The following is a 17,670-nucleotide window of genomic DNA, read 5'->3' as shown; positions in this document are numbered from 1 at the left end:
CGCTCGCTTCGGACGCCCAAACCCCCTACCCGAACGCGTACACCGCGAAGTCCGCCACCTCGCGGTAGCCGATGCGCTGGTAGAGGCCGTTGCTCGTCGGGTTGGCGAGGTCGGTGAACAGGAGGATCTCCGCCGCGCCTGAGGCCTGCGCCGCGCGGCTCACCTCGACGGTCGCCGCGCCCGCGTAACCACGGCCGCGCAGGGCGGGCGGGGTGTAGACGGGGGCGACCCGCACCTGGCCGGCCACTTCCGGGGTGACGCCGGACATGGCGACGGGGGCGCCGTCGGGCGTCTCCCAGAGGGTGATCCCGCCGTAGGCGATCCGGGAGTCGGCCCAGGCGCCGGCGTCCTGGCCGGTGTGCGCGCCCGTGTCGTCCATGAACGCGTCGTGCCAGCGGATCAGCAGGTCGCGGTCGGCGGCGTCGGCAACCCGCGCCCGGCCCGCCGGAACCGCTCCGGGGGACGTCAACTCACCCAGCCGGTACAGGCGTTGCCGCTCGACGAGCTGTGAATCGACGCCGGTCCTGCGGCTCCATGCCGCCGCGAAGAGGGCGGCGGTGTCGCGGTCCGCGGACATCCCGGGGAAGCGGCGCCCGTCGGCGGCCAGCCGCTCGGCGAGGGCTTCGGCCCCCTCCTCCGTCAGGGAGGTGAGGTTGAGCCGGTGCGGAGGCGTGCGGAAGAACACCCCGCGCACGTCACCGGCCACGTCCAGCGTGCCGAAGAGCGGGTCCTCCGGACCGTATATGTGCGGGCCCCTGCGGCGGAGACTGTCGACGACGGTCAGCGGGACCGTGTGCAGCGCGGGGCGGGAGCGCAGGAATTCGCCGGCGCGCTCGAGGAACGCGTCGAGGTCGTGGGTGAGGTGCCAGTCGTCAGGTCGCATGACCCATCGTGGCGCGCGAAGGCCGCTCCCCGCCTGTCAATTACCGCGCCGTCAGGGGGACTCGGGCTCGGGGTCGGTGGCCAGCCGGCCGTGCGCGTGGACGTCCCGGAAGGCGTCCCGGCGGCCGGCCTCCCACATCGCCCCGCGCAGGGTGCCCTCGTGACGGAATCCGCAGCGCTCGGCGATCCGGCAGGAGGCGCCGTGGCCGAGGGCGTGGCCCAGCTCCAGCCGGTGCAGACCGACCTCGGCGAACGCCCACCGGGCCGCGAGCAGCAACGAGCGGGTGGCGACGTGCCGGCCCCGTGCCTCCGGCAGGACCCAGTAGCCGACGATGCCGCGGCTCGGCACGCGTTCGATCGCGCTGACGCCGACCTGTCCGAGGATCGTGCCGTCGGCCGCGTCGGTGACGCAGAACGTCATCGCGCGTCCGGCGGCGGCGTCGGCCGTCTTGTCCTCCATGGACCGCCGTGCGCCGGCGACGTCCGCGACCGCCCGCAGGGGCGTGTTCCAGCGCATGAACTCCGGGTCGGTGAGCCCCCGCAGCCAGGCGTCCACGTCGGCGGCGGACTCCGGGTCCCAGACGCGCAGCCGGAGCCCGTGGCCGTCGAGGACGGGCGCGGCGGGCAGCGCGTGCGACGCGGACGACGGGGCGGGGTCGAGTGACGTGACAGGCGCGGCGGGCACGGAGGAGGGCTCGATCTCGGTCATCCGTTCATTGAACACCCGCCCGGCCCTGCGCAGGCGGCGCATCAACCGCCGCCCGGAACACCGGCACCCCGTCCCGGAAGGCAACCGTCAGCGTCATGCCCGCGCGCGGTTCGGCGCCTCCGACCAGCTCCGTCGACATCCGCGGCCCCTCGGCGAGATCGACCGTCGCCGCGACGTACGGCGTGCGCTCCCCGAAGGGCGGCAGGTCGTTGCGGTGGACGACGGACCAGGTGTAGAGGGCAGCCCGGCCGCTCGCCTCCTCCCAGGTGACGTCCTCGCTCCAGCAGTGCGGGCAGAACTCCCGGGGGTAGTGGTGGGCTCGCGCGCAGGCGCCGCACCGCCGGATCAGCAGCCGGCCCTCGGCGGCGGCGTCCCAGTAGACGCGGGTGAAGGCGTCGGCCTCGGGCAGGTCGTACCGGGCGGGCGTGCCCATCAGAACCACCCCAGCGCGCTGTCCAGGGACCACGTCTGCCAGGCCATCGCGCCCAGCCCGACCGCCGAGATCAGCGCCATCATCGAGTTCTGCCCCTGCTCGGCCCAGTCGTGGATCATGAGGACGAGGTAGAGGAGGTTGAGCAGCAGGCCCCCGACCAGGGCGACCGGGGTGAGGAAGCCGAGGATCAGGCCGAGGCCGAGCGCCAGTTCCGCGTAGACCACGACGTACGCCATGAGGCGCGGGCGCGGCTGCACCACCGCGGCGAAGCCGGTACGGACGGCGCTCCAGCGGTGCTTCGCCGCCACGTCCGCCGCCCAGGCGATGCCGGAGCCGCTCTCGAACCAGCTCTTCTTGTCCTTGTGCCGCCAGCTCTCCAGCCACCACAGCCCGAGCCCGATCCGCAGCACCGCCGTCCACTCGGCCCCGTCGAGCCAGATCGCATCCATGAATCTGACGGTACGTCAGACACTGCGCCCCGGGAACCCCGTCGAAGCGACGACCGCGGGACGGCCGAGGGATGCCGCGTTCCTTTCCGTTCGCGCACAAGCGAGTGGGGTACGTCACCGACTCCACCCACATCTCCCTCACCCGTGATCGATCCGCAACCAATTCCGGTCTTGACCGAGACCCATCAACGACATATGTGATTACTCTCGCGCTCATGGAAGACTCCGCACCGCGCCCGGCTCCCCAGGCGATCACTGCCGCGAACCCGGCCGACCGGCCCGTCTACGTCATCGGCGGCGGCCCCGGCGGACTCGCCACCGCGTACGCGCTGCGTGCCCAGGGCATACGGGCCGTCGTCGTGGAGAAGGCCGACGGGGTGGGCGCGTCCTGGCGGCGCCACTACGACCGGCTGCATCTGCACACCACCCGGCGCCTCTCGGCCCTGCCCGGGCTGGCGATACCCCGCCGTTTCGGGCGGTGGGTGGCCCGCGACGACCTGGTGCGCTACCTCGAGAAGTACGCCGAGGTCCATGAGCTGGAGATCGTCACCGGCGTCGAGGTCTCCCGCGTCGAGCGCACCCCCGACGGGGACGGCTGGCTGCTGCGCGCCACCGGCGGGCGTGAGCTCGTCGGCTCGGCGGTCGTCGTCGCCACCGGCTACAACCACACCCCGCACCTGCCCCAGTGGCCCGGCCGCGAGGCGTTCCCGGGCGACCTGACGCACGCCGCCGACTACCGCAGCGGCAAGGAGTACGCCGGCCGGGACGTCCTCGTCGTCGGCGTGGGCAACACCGGCGCGGAGATCGCCGTCGACCTGGTGGAGAACGGCGCGGGACGGGTGCGGCTGGCGGTGCGCACGGTCCCGCACATCGTGCGCCGGTCGACCGCCGGCTGGGCCGCCCAGTACAGCGGCATCATGATCCGCCGGCTCCCGGTCGCCCTCGTCGACCGGATCTCCCGGGCGATGGCGAAGGCGAGCATTCCCGACCTGTCCGCGCACGGGCTGCCGCGCCCCGACACCGGCCTGTACACCCGGGCCCGGCAGGGCGCGATCCCGGTGCAGGACGTCGGCCTGATCGACGCCGTGCGCAAGGGGCGGGTGGAGATCGTGGCCGCCGTGGAGGGCTTCGCGGACGGCGGCGAGGTGCTGCTCGGCGACGGCTCCCGGATCTCCCCGGACGCCGTCGTCGCGGCCACCGGGTACGTCCGCGCCCTGGAGGGCCTGGTCGGCCACCTCGGCGTGCTCGACGACCAGGGCAGACCCGTGGCCCACGGCCCCCGGACCCCGAAGGACGCCCCCGGCCTGTTCTTCACCGGCTACACCACCCCCATCAGCGGCACGCTCCGCGAACTGGCGCTCGACGCGGAGCGGATCGCGAAGGCGGTGCGCCGCCGGAGCCGATGACTCCTCCGCCGGAGCGAGTGATTCCGCCGCCGGAGCCGGTAGCTCTGCGCACTCGCCGTAACCGTCGGTAACTTCCTTGAATCGCCTGCTCGTTACACCTGTGCCAGATGTGGCGAGAGCGTTGTCGCGCGCCCTCTCGCGGAGCCAGAATGTGAGACCTGTTCACCTTTCAGGTTCCACCCCCTCTCGCTCCCGAAGCTCGACGGAGGCCGCACGTGGCAAGTGAAAGCCAGCCGACCCGAAGAATGTCCCGCCGCTCCCTGCTCGGCCGCACCGCCGCCGTGGCCGCCGGCGCGACCGCTCTCACCGCGACCGCCGGCGGTCCGGCCGCAGCGGCCACCCGCGACGTCGACGTCGCGATCGTCGGCGCCGGACTGGCCGGCCTCACCGCGGCCCGCGACCTGGTGGCCGCGGGCCGCACGGTCGTCGTCCTGGAGGCCCGCGACCGCGTCGGCGGCCGGGTGGTCAACCTGCCCCTGGCGAACGGCGGGGTGACCGAGGGCGGCGGCGAGTTCATCGGCCCGACCCAGGACCGCATCAAGGCGCTCGCCGACTCCCTGGGCGTGGCCACCTTCCCCACGTACAACACCGGCAAGAACCTGCTCTACAAGGACGGCAAGAAGACCCCGTACGCCACGGACGGCCCGCTCGGCTCGGTCCCGCCGGTCGACGTCGCGGGCCTCGCCAACGCGGCGATCGTGCAGGCCTCGCTGGACGACATGGCCAAGACGGTGCCGGTCGACGCGCCCTGGACCGCGGCCAAGGCCGAGGAATGGGACCGGCAGACCTTCGAGAGCTGGCTGCGCGCCAACGCCGTCGTCCCGTCGGCCAAGTTCCTGCTGGACGTGGCCTGCACGTCGATCTTCTCGGCCGAGCCCCGCGAACTCTCGCTGCTCTTCGTGCTCTTCTACATCGCCGCCGCCGGGAACGAGTCGACCCCCGGCACCCTCGAGCGCCTCACCGAGACCGCGAACGGCGCCCAGGAGCTGCGTTTCGTCGGCGGCTCCCAGCTGGTGCCGGTCAAGCTCGCGGCGACGCTCGGCGACCGGGTGGCGCTGAACGCGCCCGTGCGCACGATCAGCCGGTCCGGCGGCAAGTACGTCGTCACGGCCGACGGTCTCACCGTCACCGCCAAGCGCGTCATCGTCGCCGTGCCGCCGCCGCTCGCCGCGCGCATCACGTACGACCCGCTGCTGCCCGCCGACCGCGACCAGCTCACCCAGCGCCTCCCGATGGCCTCGGTGGGCAAGGCGATCGCGATCTACGACACCCCCTTCTGGCGGGCGGACGGCCTCAACGGCCAGGTGGTCAGCGACACCGGCGTGATCAGCTCGACCTTCGACAACTCCCCGCCGGACGCCTCGTACGGCGCGCTGATGGGCTTCATCGAGGCCGACGAGGCCCGCAAGCTGGACGCGGCGAGCGAGGCCGAGGTCAAGGCCGCGGTCCTGAAGGACTACGTGACGTACTTCGGCGCGAAAGCGGCCTCCCCCACCTCCTTCGTCCTGCAACGCTGGAACAACGAGGCCTACTCCCGCGGCGGCCCCGTCTCCATCGGCGCGCCCGGCGTGCTGACCCAGTACGGCCCGGCCCTGCGCCGGCCCGTCGGCGGCGTCCACTGGGCCGGCACGGAGACCTCCGTCCACTGGATGGGGTTCATGGACGGTGCGGTGCGGTCGGGCGAGCGGGTGGCCAAGGAGGTGCTGGCGGCCCTGTAGCCGGGAGGACCCGCGTGGGGCGCGGACTGCACGGCGGAGACGGCCCGGTCCGGCCGTCTCCGTTCGTTTCGGTGTGGACGACTGTGTGCACGACCATTCCTGACGGTCCGTCAGGAATGTAACCTGACAGAGCGTCAGTTACTCGACAGTCACCCATGGCAGTCACACAGGAGCGGGCGGACCGATGCTTGGATCAACCCACGGCACCCTCACCACCGACTCCCGCCGGGCCCGGGTCATCGCGTGCGGCGAGCAACCCGGGCCCGCGGTCCACGGCCGGCCGGCCCAGGCGGACGATCTCGACGTCAGCGGCCGTCCGCTGTACGCGGACGTCCCCGACCTGGACCGGTTCTTCCGGCCGGAGTCGGTCGCGGTCGTCGGCGCCTCGGACGCCGAAGGCCGCCCGAACACCGGTGTCACCCGGCAACTGGTGGCCTGGGCCGAGCGGGTGGGGGCCCGGCTGCATCCGGTGCACCCCACCCGGGCCGCCGTCTTCGGCATCCCCTGCTTCCCTTCCGTCGCCGAGCTGCCCGAACAGGTCGATCTGGCCGTCCTGCTGGTCGCCGACCCGGCGCCGGTGATCGAGGGGCTCGCGGAGACGAAGGTGAAGTTCGCCGTCGTCTTCGCCTCCGGCTTTGCGGAGACGGGCGAGGCGGGCGCGGCCGAGCAGGAGCGTCTGGCGGCGGCCGTGGAGCGCTCCGGCATCCGCCTTCTCGGCCCGAACACCAACCTCAACGCCTTCGAGCGGTTCCGCGACGATCTCACCGGACCGTCGATCGCGCTCATCACCCAGTCCGGACACCAGGGCCGCCCGGTCTTCGCGCTGCAGGAGCTGGGCGTGCGCCTCTCCCACTGGGCGCCGACCGGCAACGAGGCCGACCTGGAGACCGCGGACTTCGTCTCCTACTTCGCCGAACGCCCCGAGGTCGGTGCGATCGCCTGCTACGTGGAGGGCCTGAAGGACGGCCGTTCCTTCCTCCTCGCCGCCGACCGCGCCGCCCGGCGCGGGGTGCCGGTCGTCGCGGTCAAGGTGGGCCGCACCCAGGCCGGAGCCCGCACCGCCGCCACCCACACCGGGAAGCTGACCGGCGCGGACGAGGTCGTCGACGCGGCGATGCGGCAGTACGGCGTGATCCGCGTCGACGGCCTGGACGAACTCCAGGACACGGCCGCCCTGCTGGCGCGCGCCCGGCCGCCGAGGGCGTCCGGCGTGGCGATCTACTCCATCTCGGGCGGCACCGGCGCCCACGCGGCCGACCTGGCCACGGCGGCCGGCCTCGAACTGCCCGCCCTGTCGGCCGCGAAGCAGGCCGAGCTGCACCAGTGGATCCCCGAGTACCTGAACGTGGCCAACCCGGTCGACAACGGCGGCCATCCGGTCGGCGACGAACGCGGCCGGAAGATCATCGACGCGATTCTCGACGACCCCGGGGTGGGCGTCCTGATCTGCCCGATCACCGGCCCCTTCCCTCCGCTGAGCGACCGTCTCGTACGGGATCTGGTGGACGCGGCCGAGCACACGGACAAGCTGGTGTGCGTGGTCTGGGGATCCCCGGTGGGCACCGAACCGGCCTACCGCGACGTGCTGCTCGGGTCCTCCCGGGTGGCGACCTTCCGCACCCTGGCCAACTGCATCACGGCCGTCCGCGCCCATCTGCGGCACCACCGTTTCGTGAGCGACTACCGCTCGCCCTTCGACGAGGCCCCCCGCACCCTGTCGCCGTCCTACCGCAAGGCGCAGCTGCTGATGCGACCCGGGCAGCAGCTGAGCGAGCACGCGGCGAAGCAGCTCCTGCGCGCGTACGGCATCCGGGTCCCGCGCGAGCAGCTGGTGACGAGCGCGGCGGCGGCCGTGCGGGCCGCGGGGCTGGTCGGCTACCCGGTGGTGATGAAGGCGTCCGGCGCGCAGATCGCCCACAAGACCGAGCTGGGCCTGGTGAAGATCGGCCTGACCTCGGCGAGCCAGGTCCGCGACGCCTACCGCGAGCTGACCGACATCGCCCGCTACGAGGGCGTCTCGCTGGACGGGGTCCTGGTGTGCCAGATGGTCGAGCGGGGCGTGGAGACGGTGGTCGGCGTCACCCACGACGAGCTGTTCGGCCCGACGGTGACGGTCGGCCTCGGCGGGGTGCTGGTGGAGGTCCTGCGGGACGCCGCCGTGCGGGTGCCGCCGTTCGGCGAGGACCAGGCCCGCGCGATGCTGGACGACCTGCGCGGACGGGCGCTGCTGGACGGCGTCCGCGGCCGCCCGCCTGCGGACGTGGACGCTCTGGTCGAGGTCGTGCTGCGGGTGCAGCGCATGGCCCTGGAGCTCGGCGGCGACCTCGCCGAGCTCGACATCAACCCGCTGGTGGTGCTGCCGTGCGGGCAGGGCGCGGTGGCGCTGGACGCGCTGGCGGTGTGCCGGTGAGATCCGTCGCGCCGCCGAGGCCCGAGGCCCGTCACGGTCGGCGCCGGGACGAGGGCCGGGGCCGTCCCCCGGCGGTCCGCCCCAGCCGAAACGGAGGACGCGCATGCCCGCCCCCTCGATCCTGAGCACGACGGACGACCACGTCGCCCGCCTCACCCTCAACCGCCCCGAGGCGCTCAACGCCCTCGCCCCGGAGCAGCGCGACCGACTGATCGCGCTGCTCGCGGGGGCGTCCGCCGACCCGGAGGTGCGGGCGGTGGTCCTCACCGGCACGGGCCGCGGGTTCTGCGCGGGGGCGGACCTGCGGGGCGGGGCGACGGCGGGCGAGCGGGTCGCCGGGGACGTGGCCCGCACCCTCCGGGTGGGCGCCCAGCGCCTGATCGCCGCGGTGCTGGACTGCGAGAAGCCGGTCGTCGCGGCCGTGAACGGCACGGCGGCCGGTCTCGGCGCGCACCTCGCGCTCGCCTGCGATCTGGTGCTGGCCGCCGAATCGGCCCGGTTCATCGAGGTGTTCGTCCGCCGCGGCCTGGTCCCCGACGGCGGCGGCGCCTATCTGCTCCCCCGCCTGGTGGGCCCGCAACGGGCCAAGGAGCTGATGTTCTTCGGCGACGCGCTCACCGCGGCCGACGCGGAACGCCTCGGCCTGGTCAACCGGGTGGTCCCGGACGGCGAGCTGGACAAGACGGCCCGTGAGTGGGCGGCCCGGCTGGCCGCCGGCCCGACCCGCGCCCTGGCCCTGACCAAACAGCTCGTCAACGCCTCCCTCGACGCCGACCGCGCGACCGCCTTCGCCGCGGAGGCCGCCGCCCAGGAGATCAACATGACGACGGCGGACGCCCAGGAGGGCGTGCGCAGCTTCGCGGAACGCCGCGCGGCGGCCTTCCGGGGCCGCTGACGCCGCTGACCGGGAGGGGCCCCGGCGCCTGCACGCCCGGGACTCGCACACCCCTTCCTATCTGACGAATCGTCAGCTTCAATGGGGATGTGATGGGACATGCGGGAATGGCGGCCGCGGCCGTGCGGTATCTGCGGGCGGAGGGCCGGCCGGTCGAACCGCTGCCGCGGCCCGAGCTGCGCTGTGTCCGGGAGGACGAGCGGGCGCCGGTGGACGCGGGCGAGTTCCGCCGTGTGCTCGGGAGCTTCGCCTCGGGCGTGACGATCGTGACGGCGCCGGCCGCCGACGAGGACGGCGCCCCCGCCGGCTTCGCCTGCCAGTCGTTCTCCTCGCTCTCCCTCGACCCGCCCCTGGTCGCCTTCATGGTCGGCCGGACGTCCACGACCTGGCCGCGGATCGCCCGCGCGGGCGTCTTCTGCGTCAACGTCCTCGGCGCGGGACAGCAGGCGCTGTGCCGCGCCTTCGCGGCGAGCGGCACGGACAAGTTCGCCGGCGTCGACCACGATCCGGCGCCGGTCTCGGGCGCTCCCCGCCTCGCCGGCGCCCTCGCGTGGATCGACTGCACGATCCACGCGGTGCACACGGGCGGCGACCACCTCATCGTCGTCGGCCGGGTGAACGCCCTCGGCACGGCCGACGGCGCGGACGAGGCGCCCCTGCTGTTCCACCGGGGCCGGTTCAGCTGACCGCGGGCGTGCGGCCGACCGATGCACTGCCCGCTGGCGTGCGGCCCGGCCGGCGCACTGCCCGCCCGCGCGCGGTCGCTCAGCGCACGTACTCGACGATCTGCATCATGCCCTCGTCGCCGTGCTGGAGCTGATGGCAGTGCAGCATCGAGCGTCCGGTGAAGTCCTCGGCCCGCAGCCGGAAGGTGATCGAACCGTTCGGCGGGACGGCGACGGTGTCGTGCCAGACCGGGGTGGCCAGCCTCCGGTTGTCGACGGCCGTGAGGAGGAAGTGGTTGGTGTGCAGGTGGAAGGGGTGATGGCTGTGGGCGTGGGAGTCGTTGACGATCGTCCACTCCTCGACCTCGCCCAGCCGGACGCGCTGGTTGACGTAGTCGGCGGAGAGGCGGCCCCAGGCGGAGTCGTCACGGCCGGCCCGGGCGTCGGCGGGCGGCGTCTCACCGTCGCCCAGGATCCGGTAGGCGTTCGGGAAGGCGCCTGGGAAGACCCTCTCGTAGCTGCGGAAGATCAGCCTCCGGGTGCGGGTCGGCTCGGGCAGTTCGGTGGGCCGGCCCGGCAGGGCGGCCGGCAGCGACATCTTGCGGGGGGCGCCGGTGACGACGAGCGTCAGCAGGTGCTGCGAGGGCCCCCCGCCGGTCACCTTGTAGGTGCCGGGCCTGCCGCCGCGGACCAGCAGGTCCACCCGTCCGCCCATGGGCAGCGTCACCCCGGTGGCGGCGACCGGTTTCATGAAGGTGACGCCGTCACAGGCGATCTGGTGCACCTCCTGGCCGGCCACGCTGAGGAAGTGGGCGGTGAGAGCTCCCGCGTTGACGATCCGCCAGCGCTGGATCTCGCCCGGGGCGATGGTCAGGACCGGGTTCTTCGCCCCGTTGACCAGGAACGTCGAGGTGATGTCGTCCCAGACGCCGTGCGAGGTCAGATCCGGCACCCGTCCGCCGGACAGCTTGAGCTCGCTGACGCAGACGACGACCTCCTTGGCCGCGGCGATCTCGGGGACCTCGTCCACGTCCCCCTCGACGACGAGCACGCCCGCCATCCCGCTCAGCAGCTGGCTCGCGGTGGATCCGTGCAGGTGGGGGTGGTACCAGAAGGTCCCCGCCGGATGGTCCTGCGGGACGTCGACGACGCTGCGGTACGCGGTCGTCATCCCCGGAGCGTCCGCCGGTTCGAAGGCGCGGAAGACGTTGTCCGCCTCGCCCGAAGGGTCCACGTGCATGCCGTGGGTGTGCAGGTTGAAGGTGTTGAAGCGATGCGGGACGTTCATGTCCTCATGCCCCGCCAGCCTCGCCTCGGCGTTCGGCGGCAGCGCGTTGACCTGCGTGATGTCCAGGGTCTCGCCGGGCCGCACCCGCAGCGTCGGCCCCGGGACCGACCCCTCGTAGGTGCGGGTGAGCACACTGCCCGCGCCGGGGACCGCCAGCTCGGTGAACGCGACGGTCAGCCCGGTGACCAGCCGTCCCGTGTCCGGGTCCGCCCGGCGCGACTCCGGCTGCGGGAACCCGGCGTCGGCCGCCGGCCGCGCGTCCGCGCGCGACGGGACCGCGCGGGCCGCCGCCGTCCCGGTCAGGGCCGTCCCGGTCACGGCCGCGCCGGCCACGACCGGCAGGCACTTCAGCACGTCACGACGGGCCAACGACGTCATCAATCGCCTCCACGGACAGCGGACGGCGGGACGAGCTCAGCAGCCCCGCCACCCATCACTGAATGTAGTCACACAGTACGCGGAGTGTCCGTCCGGGAGCGGTTGCGCAGCGCGGGCGACCCGACGCGGACGCCCGTACGCCCGGGCCGGGGCCCATACGCCCGGGCCGTCGTCCGTGCGCCCGGGCCGTCACCCGTGCGCTCAGGCCGTCGCGGGCGCGAGGGCCGCCGGGGCCGGTCGGCGACGGATCACGAGGGCCATCAGCGCCGCCGCCGCGCACAGCGCGCCCGACCCGTACCAGACGACGTCGTACGAGCCGAAGGCGTCCCGCGCCGCACCGCCCAGGAAGGCCACCAGGGCCGCGCCCAGCTGGTGGGAGGCCAGCACCCAGCCGAAGACGATGGCGCTGTCCTCGCCGTAGTGCTCGCGGCACAGGGCGAGGGTGGGCGGCACGGTGGCGACCCAGTCGAGGCCGTAGAAGACGATGAAGAACACCATCGGCGGATGCACGGACGGGGCCAGCAGCATCGGGAGGAACAGCAGCGACAAGCCGCGCAGCGCGTAGTAGACCGCCAGCAGCCGGCGCGGCTCGAAGCGGTCCGTGAACCAGCCGGAGGCGATCGTGCCGACCACGTCGAAGACGCCGATCACGGCCAGCAGCGAGGCGGCCGCCGTCACCGGCATGCCGTGGTCGTGCGCGGCAGGCACGAAGTGGGTCTGCACCAGGCCGTTCGTCGAGGCGCCGCAGATCGCGAAGGTGCCGGCCAGCAGCCAGAACGGGCCGGTGCGCACCGCCGAGGCCAGCACCCGCAGCGTGCGCCGGGCCGCGCCCCGCACCGGCGGCGGCTTCGGCGTGAACTCCTGCGCGCCGTAAGGCTTCTGGCCCACGTCGGCCGGGTGGTCGCGCAGCAGCAGCCACACGAAGGGGACGACGGTGAGCGCGGCCAGCGCGACCGTGACGGCCGCCGGGCGCCACTCGTAGCGGGTGACGGTCCAGGACAGCGCCGGCAGGAAGATCAGCTGTCCGGAGGCGGAGGCGGCGGTCAGGATGCCGGTGACCAGTCCCCGGCGTTCGGTGAACCAGCGGTTGGTGACGGTCGCGGCGAAGGCCAGCGCCATCGACCCCGAGCCGAGCCCGACCAGCAGGCCCCAGTACAGCAGCAGCTGCCAGGCCGCCGTCATCCACACCGTCAGCAGCGAGCCGGCCGAGATCAGGGTCAGCGCCGCGGCGACGACCCGGCGGATGCCGAACCGGTCCATCAGGGCGGCCGCGAACGGGGCGGTGAGGCCGTACAGCGCCAGGTTGATCGAGACCGCCGCGCCGATCGTGCCGCGCGACCAGCCGAACTCGGCGTGCAGCGGGTCGATGAGCAGCCCGGGCAGCGAGCGGAAGGCCGCCGCGCCGATGATCGTGACGAAGGTGACGGCGGCGACGAACCAGGCGCGGTGGATCCGGCCGCGGCGACGGCCGGACACGCGACCGGACATGCGGCCGAACACGGGGCCGGACCTGCGGCCGGGGGCGCGGTCGGACACGGGCTGCTGTTCCCCGGCGGATTCCCGGGTCTCGGTCGACTGAGGCACGCCACCGAGCCTCGGGCATCCGGGCGGGACGGACGAGTGGCCCGAAGGACAGCGTTCGTTAGGATCGGGCCATGGGTCCCCTCGAGCACGCCCCCCGTCCCCATCGCGTCGTCGTCCTCGCCCTGGACGGACTGCTGCCCTTCGAACTGGGCATCCCGCACCGCATCTTCGGCCGCCCCAGGGACGCCCTCGGACGGCTGCTGTACGAGGTCGTCACCTGCTCCGTGCGCCCGCCCGGCCCCGTCGAGACGGACGCCGACTTCGCGATCATGGTCGAGCACGGTCCCGAGGCGCTGGCCACCGCCGACACCGTGATCGTCCCGGCCAGCTACGAGCTCGGCCCGGTCTTCGAGGAGGGCGTCCTCACCCCCGAACTCGCCGCCGCCCTCGCCCACATCAGGCCCGGCGCCCGGCTCGCCTCCATCTGCACGGGCGTGTACGTGCTGGCCGCGGCCGGCTACCTCGACGGGCGCCCCGCGACCACGCACTGGGCCGACGCCGAACACCTCCAGCGGCTCTTCCCGCAGATCAGGGTCGATCCGGACGTGCTGTTCGTCGACGACGGCGACGTGCTCACCTCGGCCGGCGTCGCCGCCGGCGTCGACCTGTGCCTGCACATGGTCCGCCGCGACCACGGCACCGCCGTCGCCAACGACGTGGCCCGCCGCACCGTCGTGCCGCCGCACCGCGACGGCGGTCAGGCCCAGTACATCGCACGGCCGGTGCCCGACCCGCAGCAGGCGACCACGACCGCCGCCCGCGCCTGGGCTCTCGGCCGCCTGCACGAGCCGATCCAGCTGCGCGACATGGCCGAACGGGAGGCCATGTCGGTGCGCACGTTCACCCGCCGCTTCCGCGAGGAGGTCGGCATCAGCCCCGGCCAGTGGCTCACCCAGCAGCGGGTCGAACGCGCCCGGCACCTGCTGGAGTCCAGCGACCTGTCCGTCGACCGGATCGCCCGGGACGCCGGTTTCGGCACCGCCCAGTCGATGCGCCAGCATCTCCAGGCGGCGCTCGGCGTCACCCCGACCGCCTACCGCCGCACCTTCCACACCGCCGACGCCACCCGGACCGACGCCGTGCACTGAGCCCGGTCCCCCCGGCCGCCTCCCGGCCCCCTCGGCCGCCGCCCGCGCCGCTCCGCGCCCCGAGCTACCCGCGGCCCTCGACGCCCCGCGCCCCCATGCCCTCCACCCCGGCGACGGAACCCGGCGCGGGAGCCGGCGCGGAACCTTGCGCGGGAGCCGTGCCCGCCGCGTCGGCGGAGGCCGCGACCCGGTCGGCGTCCCGCGGCGGACGTGCGGCCGCACGGGCCTCGCCCCACCAGCCGACCGCGGTGAGCGCCAGGGTCAGCCCAACCCCCGCCAGCATCGCCGTGGACGGCGCGACCGTCTGCAGCAGCCCGCCGGCCAGCGAGCCCGTCGCCGCGTAACCCGCGCCCGCGGCGGCGTACATGACCGAGTATCCGGCGGCCAGGGCGTGGGGCGGCAGGGCGTCGCGCAGCGACAGGTTGCGGGTGAGCATCGCACCCGACTGGAGCGTGCCCCCCACCACCAGCGCCGCGGCGATCGCCACGGCGGACGGCGACAGCGCGGCCGTCGTCACACAGACCGACACCCCGGCCATCAGCGCCACGCTGCGGGTGCGCAGCAGCCCTGGCCAGACCCGCAGGCCGTGGACGAAGCCGCCGACACCCCCGCCCACCGCCATGCCGGTCAGCAGCGGGCCGGACCAGCCCACGCCGATGCCGCGCTGCTCGAGCAGGGCCGGCAGCACGAGTTCGGCCAGCCCGAGCAGGGCGAGGCTCGCCGCGCCCGTGACGTACACCGGCCAGACGCCGGTCAGCACCCGCAGCAGCGGCATCCCGCCCGCCCGGCCGCTCCCCGTGCCGCTCTGTCCGCCCCAGGCGGCCGGAAGCAGCCACAGACCCGCGACCGAGGACGCCATCAACGCGGCGGCCAACAGCAAGGGGACACGCGGCGCCACGCCGAGGGCCAGACCGGCGACGGCTGCCGGGGACACGGCCCAGACCCCGGCCATCAGCATCGACTCCACCGACAGCGCCTGGGCCGCCGCGCGCTCCGGCACGAGGGCGGTGAGCAGGGTGCGCAGAGCTCCCGTGGCGGCGGCGGGAGCGGCCCCGGCCAGAACCGCGAAACCGCACAGCACCGCCGGATGCGCGTCCGGCGCCGCCCCCGGTCCCGCGAAGCCGACGGCGCCGCAGAGCAGCCCCCCGGCCAGGTGCCGGCGGGCCCGGTCGGGGCGCAGCCGCAGCCCGAGCACGGGAGCGCCCACGATCTCACCGATGACGTAGGCCGCCGCGAGGGCCGCGCCCAGCGAGTAGCCGCCGGGGCGTTCGCGCACCAGGAACACCAGGGCGAGCGGGGCCATGGCCACCGGCATGCGGGCGCCGACGGCGGTGCAGGCCCAGACCAGTACCTGCCGGGAGGCGACATCGCGGTAGCTCATGGGACGACCGTAGAGGCCGGCGCCGACAGCGCCCCGGACTTTTTCCGCAGCCTGTGGACAACCCGCGCCCCCGGCCCCGCCGCTCGTCAGAACGTCAGCACGCCTCGGGCCACTCGGCCCTTCTCGGCGTCGGTCGCGGCCTTCTCGAAGTCCTCGACCGGGTAGGTCCGGGTGACGAGTTCGTCGAGCAGCAGCCGGCCCTCGCGGTACAGCTCCGCGTACAGGGCGACGTCGCGCTGGGGGCGCGAGGCGCCGTAGCGGCAGCCCAGGATCGACTTGTCCAGGAACAGCGAGGAGACGCGGAAGGACGCCTCGGCCGCCGCCGGCGGCACCCCGAGCAGCACCGCCTGCCCGTGCCGGTCGAGCAGGTCGACGGCCGTCCGGATCAGCTCGACCCGGCCGACGCATTCGAAGACGTGGTCCGCGCCCGTCGGCAGCACCTCCCGCACGCCGTCGGCCGAGGTCAGGAAGTGCGTGGCCCCGAACTGCCGGGCCGCCGCCTCCTTCGCCGGGTTCGCGTCGACGGCGACGATCCGCAGCGCGCCCGCGATCCGCGCGCCCTGCAGCACGTTGAGCCCGATCCCGCCCGTCCCGATGACGACGACGCTCTCGCCGTGGCCCACGCGCGCGCGGTTCAGCACGGCCCCGACGCCGGTCAGCACCCCGCACCCGATCAGTGCGGCGGACGTCAGCGGGACGTCCTTCGGGATCGGCACCGCCTGCACGGCCTTGACCACCGTCCGTTCGGCGAAGGCGGAGTTGGCCGCGAACTGGAAGAGGGGGCGTCCCGCGCGCGTGAACGGTCTCCCGGGCCGCCCGATGGCCTTCCGGCACATCGTGGGGCGGCCCCGGTCGCACTCCGCGCAGGCGCCGCAGTTGGCGAGTGTGGACAGCGCGACATGGTCACCGGGCACGACGTGCGTGACCCCGGCGCCCACCGCCGCGACCACGCCGGCGCCCTCGTGGCCGAGGACGACGGGCGCCGGGAAGGGGATCGTCCCGTCGACGACCGACAGGTCGCTGTGGCACAGCCCCGCCGCGGCGACCGCGACGAGCACCTCCCCCGGCCCCGGGTCCCGCACCTCCAGGTCGTCGACGACCTCGACCCGCTTCCCGTCGAACACCACGCCTCGCATCACGCTGCTCCCCTCTGCCTCATCCCTTGGGCTGCCTGGGCAGGCCGAGCACGCGCTCGGCGATGATCGTGCGCTGGATCTGGTCCGAGCCGCCGTAGATCGTGTCGGCCCGGGAGAACAGGAACAGGTGCTGCGCGTCGTCGAGTTCGTAGGGCGCGGCAGGCGTCCAGTCGGCCGGCCCGACGCTCGCGGCCGCGCCCCGCACCTGCACGGCGACCTCTCCGAGCCGCTGGTGCCAGCCCGCCCACAGCAGCTTGGCAACGCTCGGCGCGCCCGGTCCGGCCGTGCCGCCCAGCGTCCGCAGCGCGTTCCACCGCATGGTCCGCAGCTCCGCCCACAGCCGCACCAGCCGCTCGCGCACGACGGGGTCGGCGGCCGCGCCCGTGTCCACGGCGGCGCGCACGACGCGCCCCAGCTCCTGGGCGAAGCCGATCTGCTGGGCGAGGGTCGACACGCCGCGCTCGAAGCCGAGCAGGCTCATCGCGACCCGCCAGCCGTCTCCCGGCGCGCCGACGACGTGCTCCGCGCGCGCGTGCGCCCCGTCGAAGAAGACCTCGTTGAAGTCGCTGGTCCCGGTCAGCTGCCGGATCGGTCGTACGTCGATCCGGCCCGGCTGGTCCATGGGCACGAGGAGGAACGTCAGGCCGTGGTGCCGCCGCGACTGCGGGTCGGTGCGCGCGAGGACGAAGCACCAGTCGGCCTCGTGGGCGAGGGAGGTCCAGATCTTCTGGCCGGTGACGCGGTACGACCCTGCGCCGGGGTCGGGTTCGGCGCGCGTGCGGACGCCGGCGAGGTCGGACCCGGCGCCGGGCTCGCTGTATCCCTGGCACCACAGCTCCTCGCCGGCGGCGACGGGCGGCAGGAAGCGGGCCTTCTGCTCGTCGGTGCCGTGCGCGAGCAGGGTGGGCGCGAGCAGGTTCTCCCCGATGTGTCCGGAGCGCGGCGGCGCGCCCGAGCTGGCGTACTCCTCGGCCCAGGCGACCTGCTGGGTGAGGCTCCCGGTCCGGTTTCCGTATCCGCCCCGCGGCCAGCCGAGGCCGATCCACCCCGCCGTCCCGAGCGTCCGCTCCCAGGCCCGCCGACCGGCGGCCTGCGGCGCGTGTGCGGCCAACCAGTCCCGTGCTTCGACGCGGAAGGAGTCGTCCGCCGAGCTGAAACCGAAATCCACGCTGACCTCCTCGAGAAGGGGCGACCGCACGCCGGCCCCGGTTGCGCACTCGCGCCCGCCGGTCCGGGGGCGCCCGCGGG

15 protein-coding genes are annotated in these 17,670 nt (G+C 74.3%); 6 read left to right on the top strand and 9 right to left on the bottom strand.

What is annotated here, in order from left to right; translation table 11 throughout:
* Positions 1–25 precede the first annotated feature (25 nt).
* Genes ABT300_RS02395 through ABT300_RS02380 form a run of 4 tightly spaced genes read right to left on the bottom strand, consistent with a single transcriptional unit; the run spans position 26 to position 2,473 of the window.
* The gene (locus tag ABT300_RS02395) at positions 26–883 is read right to left on the bottom strand and encodes a GNAT family N-acetyltransferase (RefSeq protein WP_351670921.1); all 858 of its coding nucleotides are present in this window, start codon (positions 881–883) and stop codon (positions 26–28) included.
* Between the two features lie 51 nt (positions 884–934).
* Positions 935–1,591, bottom strand: a complete 657-nt coding sequence (locus ABT300_RS02390; RefSeq protein ID WP_351670918.1) for a GNAT family N-acetyltransferase — start codon at positions 1,589–1,591, stop codon at positions 935–937.
* A 4-nt stretch (positions 1,592–1,595) separates the two neighbouring features.
* Complete coding sequence (locus tag ABT300_RS02385; protein WP_351670915.1) at positions 1,596–2,024, bottom strand: Zn-ribbon domain-containing OB-fold protein; 429 nt, start codon at positions 2,022–2,024, stop codon at positions 1,596–1,598.
* Complete coding sequence (locus tag ABT300_RS02380; RefSeq protein WP_351670912.1) at positions 2,024–2,473, bottom strand: DoxX family membrane protein; 450 nt, start codon at positions 2,471–2,473, stop codon at positions 2,024–2,026. The genes ABT300_RS02385 and ABT300_RS02380 overlap by 1 nt, the downstream gene beginning before the upstream one ends.
* 215 nt (positions 2,474–2,688) lie before the next feature.
* On the opposite strand from ABT300_RS02380, the gene ABT300_RS02375 reads away from it, so the two are divergent.
* The 5 genes from ABT300_RS02375 (at position 2,689) to ABT300_RS02355 (ending at position 9,588) form a co-directional block, all read left to right on the top strand.
* Positions 2,689–3,879: a flavin-containing monooxygenase gene (locus ABT300_RS02375; RefSeq protein WP_351670909.1), complete on the top strand. Its 1,191-nt coding sequence runs from the start codon at positions 2,689–2,691 to the stop codon at positions 3,877–3,879.
* A gap of 245 nt (positions 3,880–4,124) precedes the next feature.
* Entirely contained in the window at positions 4,125–5,597 is a 1,473-nt protein-coding gene (locus ABT300_RS02370) for a flavin monoamine oxidase family protein (RefSeq protein WP_351671010.1), read from the top strand.
* A gap of 184 nt (positions 5,598–5,781) precedes the next feature.
* Positions 5,782–8,007: an acetate--CoA ligase family protein gene (locus ABT300_RS02365; protein WP_351670906.1), complete on the top strand. Its 2,226-nt coding sequence runs from the start codon at positions 5,782–5,784 to the stop codon at positions 8,005–8,007.
* 103 nt (positions 8,008–8,110) lie between these two features.
* Entirely contained in the window at positions 8,111–8,902 is a 792-nt protein-coding gene (locus ABT300_RS02360; protein ID WP_351670903.1) for an enoyl-CoA hydratase/isomerase family protein, read from the top strand.
* A 92-nt stretch (positions 8,903–8,994) separates the two neighbouring features.
* Positions 8,995–9,588 carry a flavin reductase family protein gene (locus ABT300_RS02355; protein WP_351670900.1) on the top strand — a complete coding sequence of 198 codons (594 nt, stop codon included), beginning with the start codon at positions 8,995–8,997 and terminating at the stop codon, positions 9,586–9,588.
* A 79-nt stretch (positions 9,589–9,667) separates the two neighbouring features.
* Here the strand turns inward: ABT300_RS02355 and ABT300_RS02350 are convergent, their stop codons facing one another.
* Positions 9,668–11,233, bottom strand: coding sequence for a multicopper oxidase family protein (locus ABT300_RS02350; protein WP_351670897.1), 1,566 nt, complete (start codon positions 11,231–11,233; stop codon positions 9,668–9,670).
* 201 nt (positions 11,234–11,434) lie between these two features.
* Positions 11,435–12,721: an MFS transporter gene (locus ABT300_RS02345; RefSeq protein ID WP_351671007.1), complete on the bottom strand. Its 1,287-nt coding sequence runs from the start codon at positions 12,719–12,721 to the stop codon at positions 11,435–11,437.
* Positions 12,722–12,888: 167 nt separating this feature from the next.
* On the opposite strand from ABT300_RS02345, the gene ABT300_RS02340 reads away from it, so the two are divergent.
* Positions 12,889–13,905, top strand: a complete 1,017-nt coding sequence (locus ABT300_RS02340; protein ID WP_351670894.1) for a GlxA family transcriptional regulator — start codon at positions 12,889–12,891, stop codon at positions 13,903–13,905.
* A gap of 64 nt (positions 13,906–13,969) precedes the next feature.
* Here the strand turns inward: ABT300_RS02340 and ABT300_RS02335 are convergent, their stop codons facing one another.
* The 3 genes from ABT300_RS02335 to ABT300_RS02325 all read right to left on the bottom strand — a co-directional run bounded on the left by ABT300_RS02335 (position 13,970) and on the right by ABT300_RS02325 (position 17,590).
* Entirely contained in the window at positions 13,970–15,286 is a 1,317-nt protein-coding gene (locus ABT300_RS02335) for an MFS transporter (protein ID WP_351670891.1), read from the bottom strand.
* An 86-nt stretch (positions 15,287–15,372) separates the two neighbouring features.
* A complete protein-coding gene (locus ABT300_RS02330; protein WP_351670889.1) occupies positions 15,373–16,422 on the bottom strand; it encodes a Zn-dependent alcohol dehydrogenase in 1,050 nt (349 codons plus the stop codon).
* A gap of 19 nt (positions 16,423–16,441) precedes the next feature.
* On the bottom strand, positions 16,442–17,590 hold the full coding sequence (locus ABT300_RS02325) for an acyl-CoA dehydrogenase family protein (RefSeq protein WP_351670886.1): 1,149 nt from the start codon (positions 17,588–17,590) through the stop codon (positions 16,442–16,444).
* Between the last annotated feature and the right edge of the window lie 80 nt (positions 17,591–17,670).

The sequence above is a fragment of the Streptomyces sp. NPDC001027 genome, from assembly GCF_040299045.1.
Classification (GTDB): Bacteria; Actinomycetota; Actinomycetes; order Streptomycetales; family Streptomycetaceae; genus Streptomyces.
The sequence above is the reverse complement of the archived record's forward strand: the minus strand, read 5'-3'. Positions and strand labels throughout refer to the sequence as shown.

Bases quoted from the DNA above. Each gene is read 5' to 3' on its own strand.
- ABT300_RS02395 (WP_351670921.1), bottom strand. From the start codon at position 883: ATGCGACCTGACGACTGGCACCTCACCCACGACCTCGACGCGTTCCTC.
- ABT300_RS02390 (WP_351670918.1), bottom strand. From the start codon at position 1,591: ATGACCGAGATCGAGCCCTCCTCCGTGCCCGCCGCGCCTGTCACGTCA.
- ABT300_RS02385 (WP_351670915.1), bottom strand. From the start codon at position 2,024: ATGGGCACGCCCGCCCGGTACGACCTGCCCGAGGCCGACGCCTTCACC.
- ABT300_RS02380 (WP_351670912.1), bottom strand. From the start codon at position 2,473: ATGGATGCGATCTGGCTCGACGGGGCCGAGTGGACGGCGGTGCTGCGG.
- ABT300_RS02375 (WP_351670909.1), top strand. From the start codon at position 2,689: ATGGAAGACTCCGCACCGCGCCCGGCTCCCCAGGCGATCACTGCCGCG.
- ABT300_RS02370 (WP_351671010.1), top strand. From the start codon at position 4,125: ATGTCCCGCCGCTCCCTGCTCGGCCGCACCGCCGCCGTGGCCGCCGGC.
- ABT300_RS02365 (WP_351670906.1), top strand. From the start codon at position 5,782: ATGCTTGGATCAACCCACGGCACCCTCACCACCGACTCCCGCCGGGCC.
- ABT300_RS02360 (WP_351670903.1), top strand. From the start codon at position 8,111: ATGCCCGCCCCCTCGATCCTGAGCACGACGGACGACCACGTCGCCCGC.
- ABT300_RS02355 (WP_351670900.1), top strand. From the start codon at position 8,995: ATGGGACATGCGGGAATGGCGGCCGCGGCCGTGCGGTATCTGCGGGCG.
- ABT300_RS02350 (WP_351670897.1), bottom strand. From the start codon at position 11,233: ATGACGTCGTTGGCCCGTCGTGACGTGCTGAAGTGCCTGCCGGTCGTG.
- ABT300_RS02345 (WP_351671007.1), bottom strand. From the start codon at position 12,721: ATGTCCGGTCGCGTGTCCGGCCGTCGCCGCGGCCGGATCCACCGCGCC.
- ABT300_RS02340 (WP_351670894.1), top strand. From the start codon at position 12,889: ATGGGTCCCCTCGAGCACGCCCCCCGTCCCCATCGCGTCGTCGTCCTC.
- ABT300_RS02335 (WP_351670891.1), bottom strand. From the start codon at position 15,286: ATGAGCTACCGCGATGTCGCCTCCCGGCAGGTACTGGTCTGGGCCTGC.
- ABT300_RS02330 (WP_351670889.1), bottom strand. From the start codon at position 16,422: ATGCGAGGCGTGGTGTTCGACGGGAAGCGGGTCGAGGTCGTCGACGAC.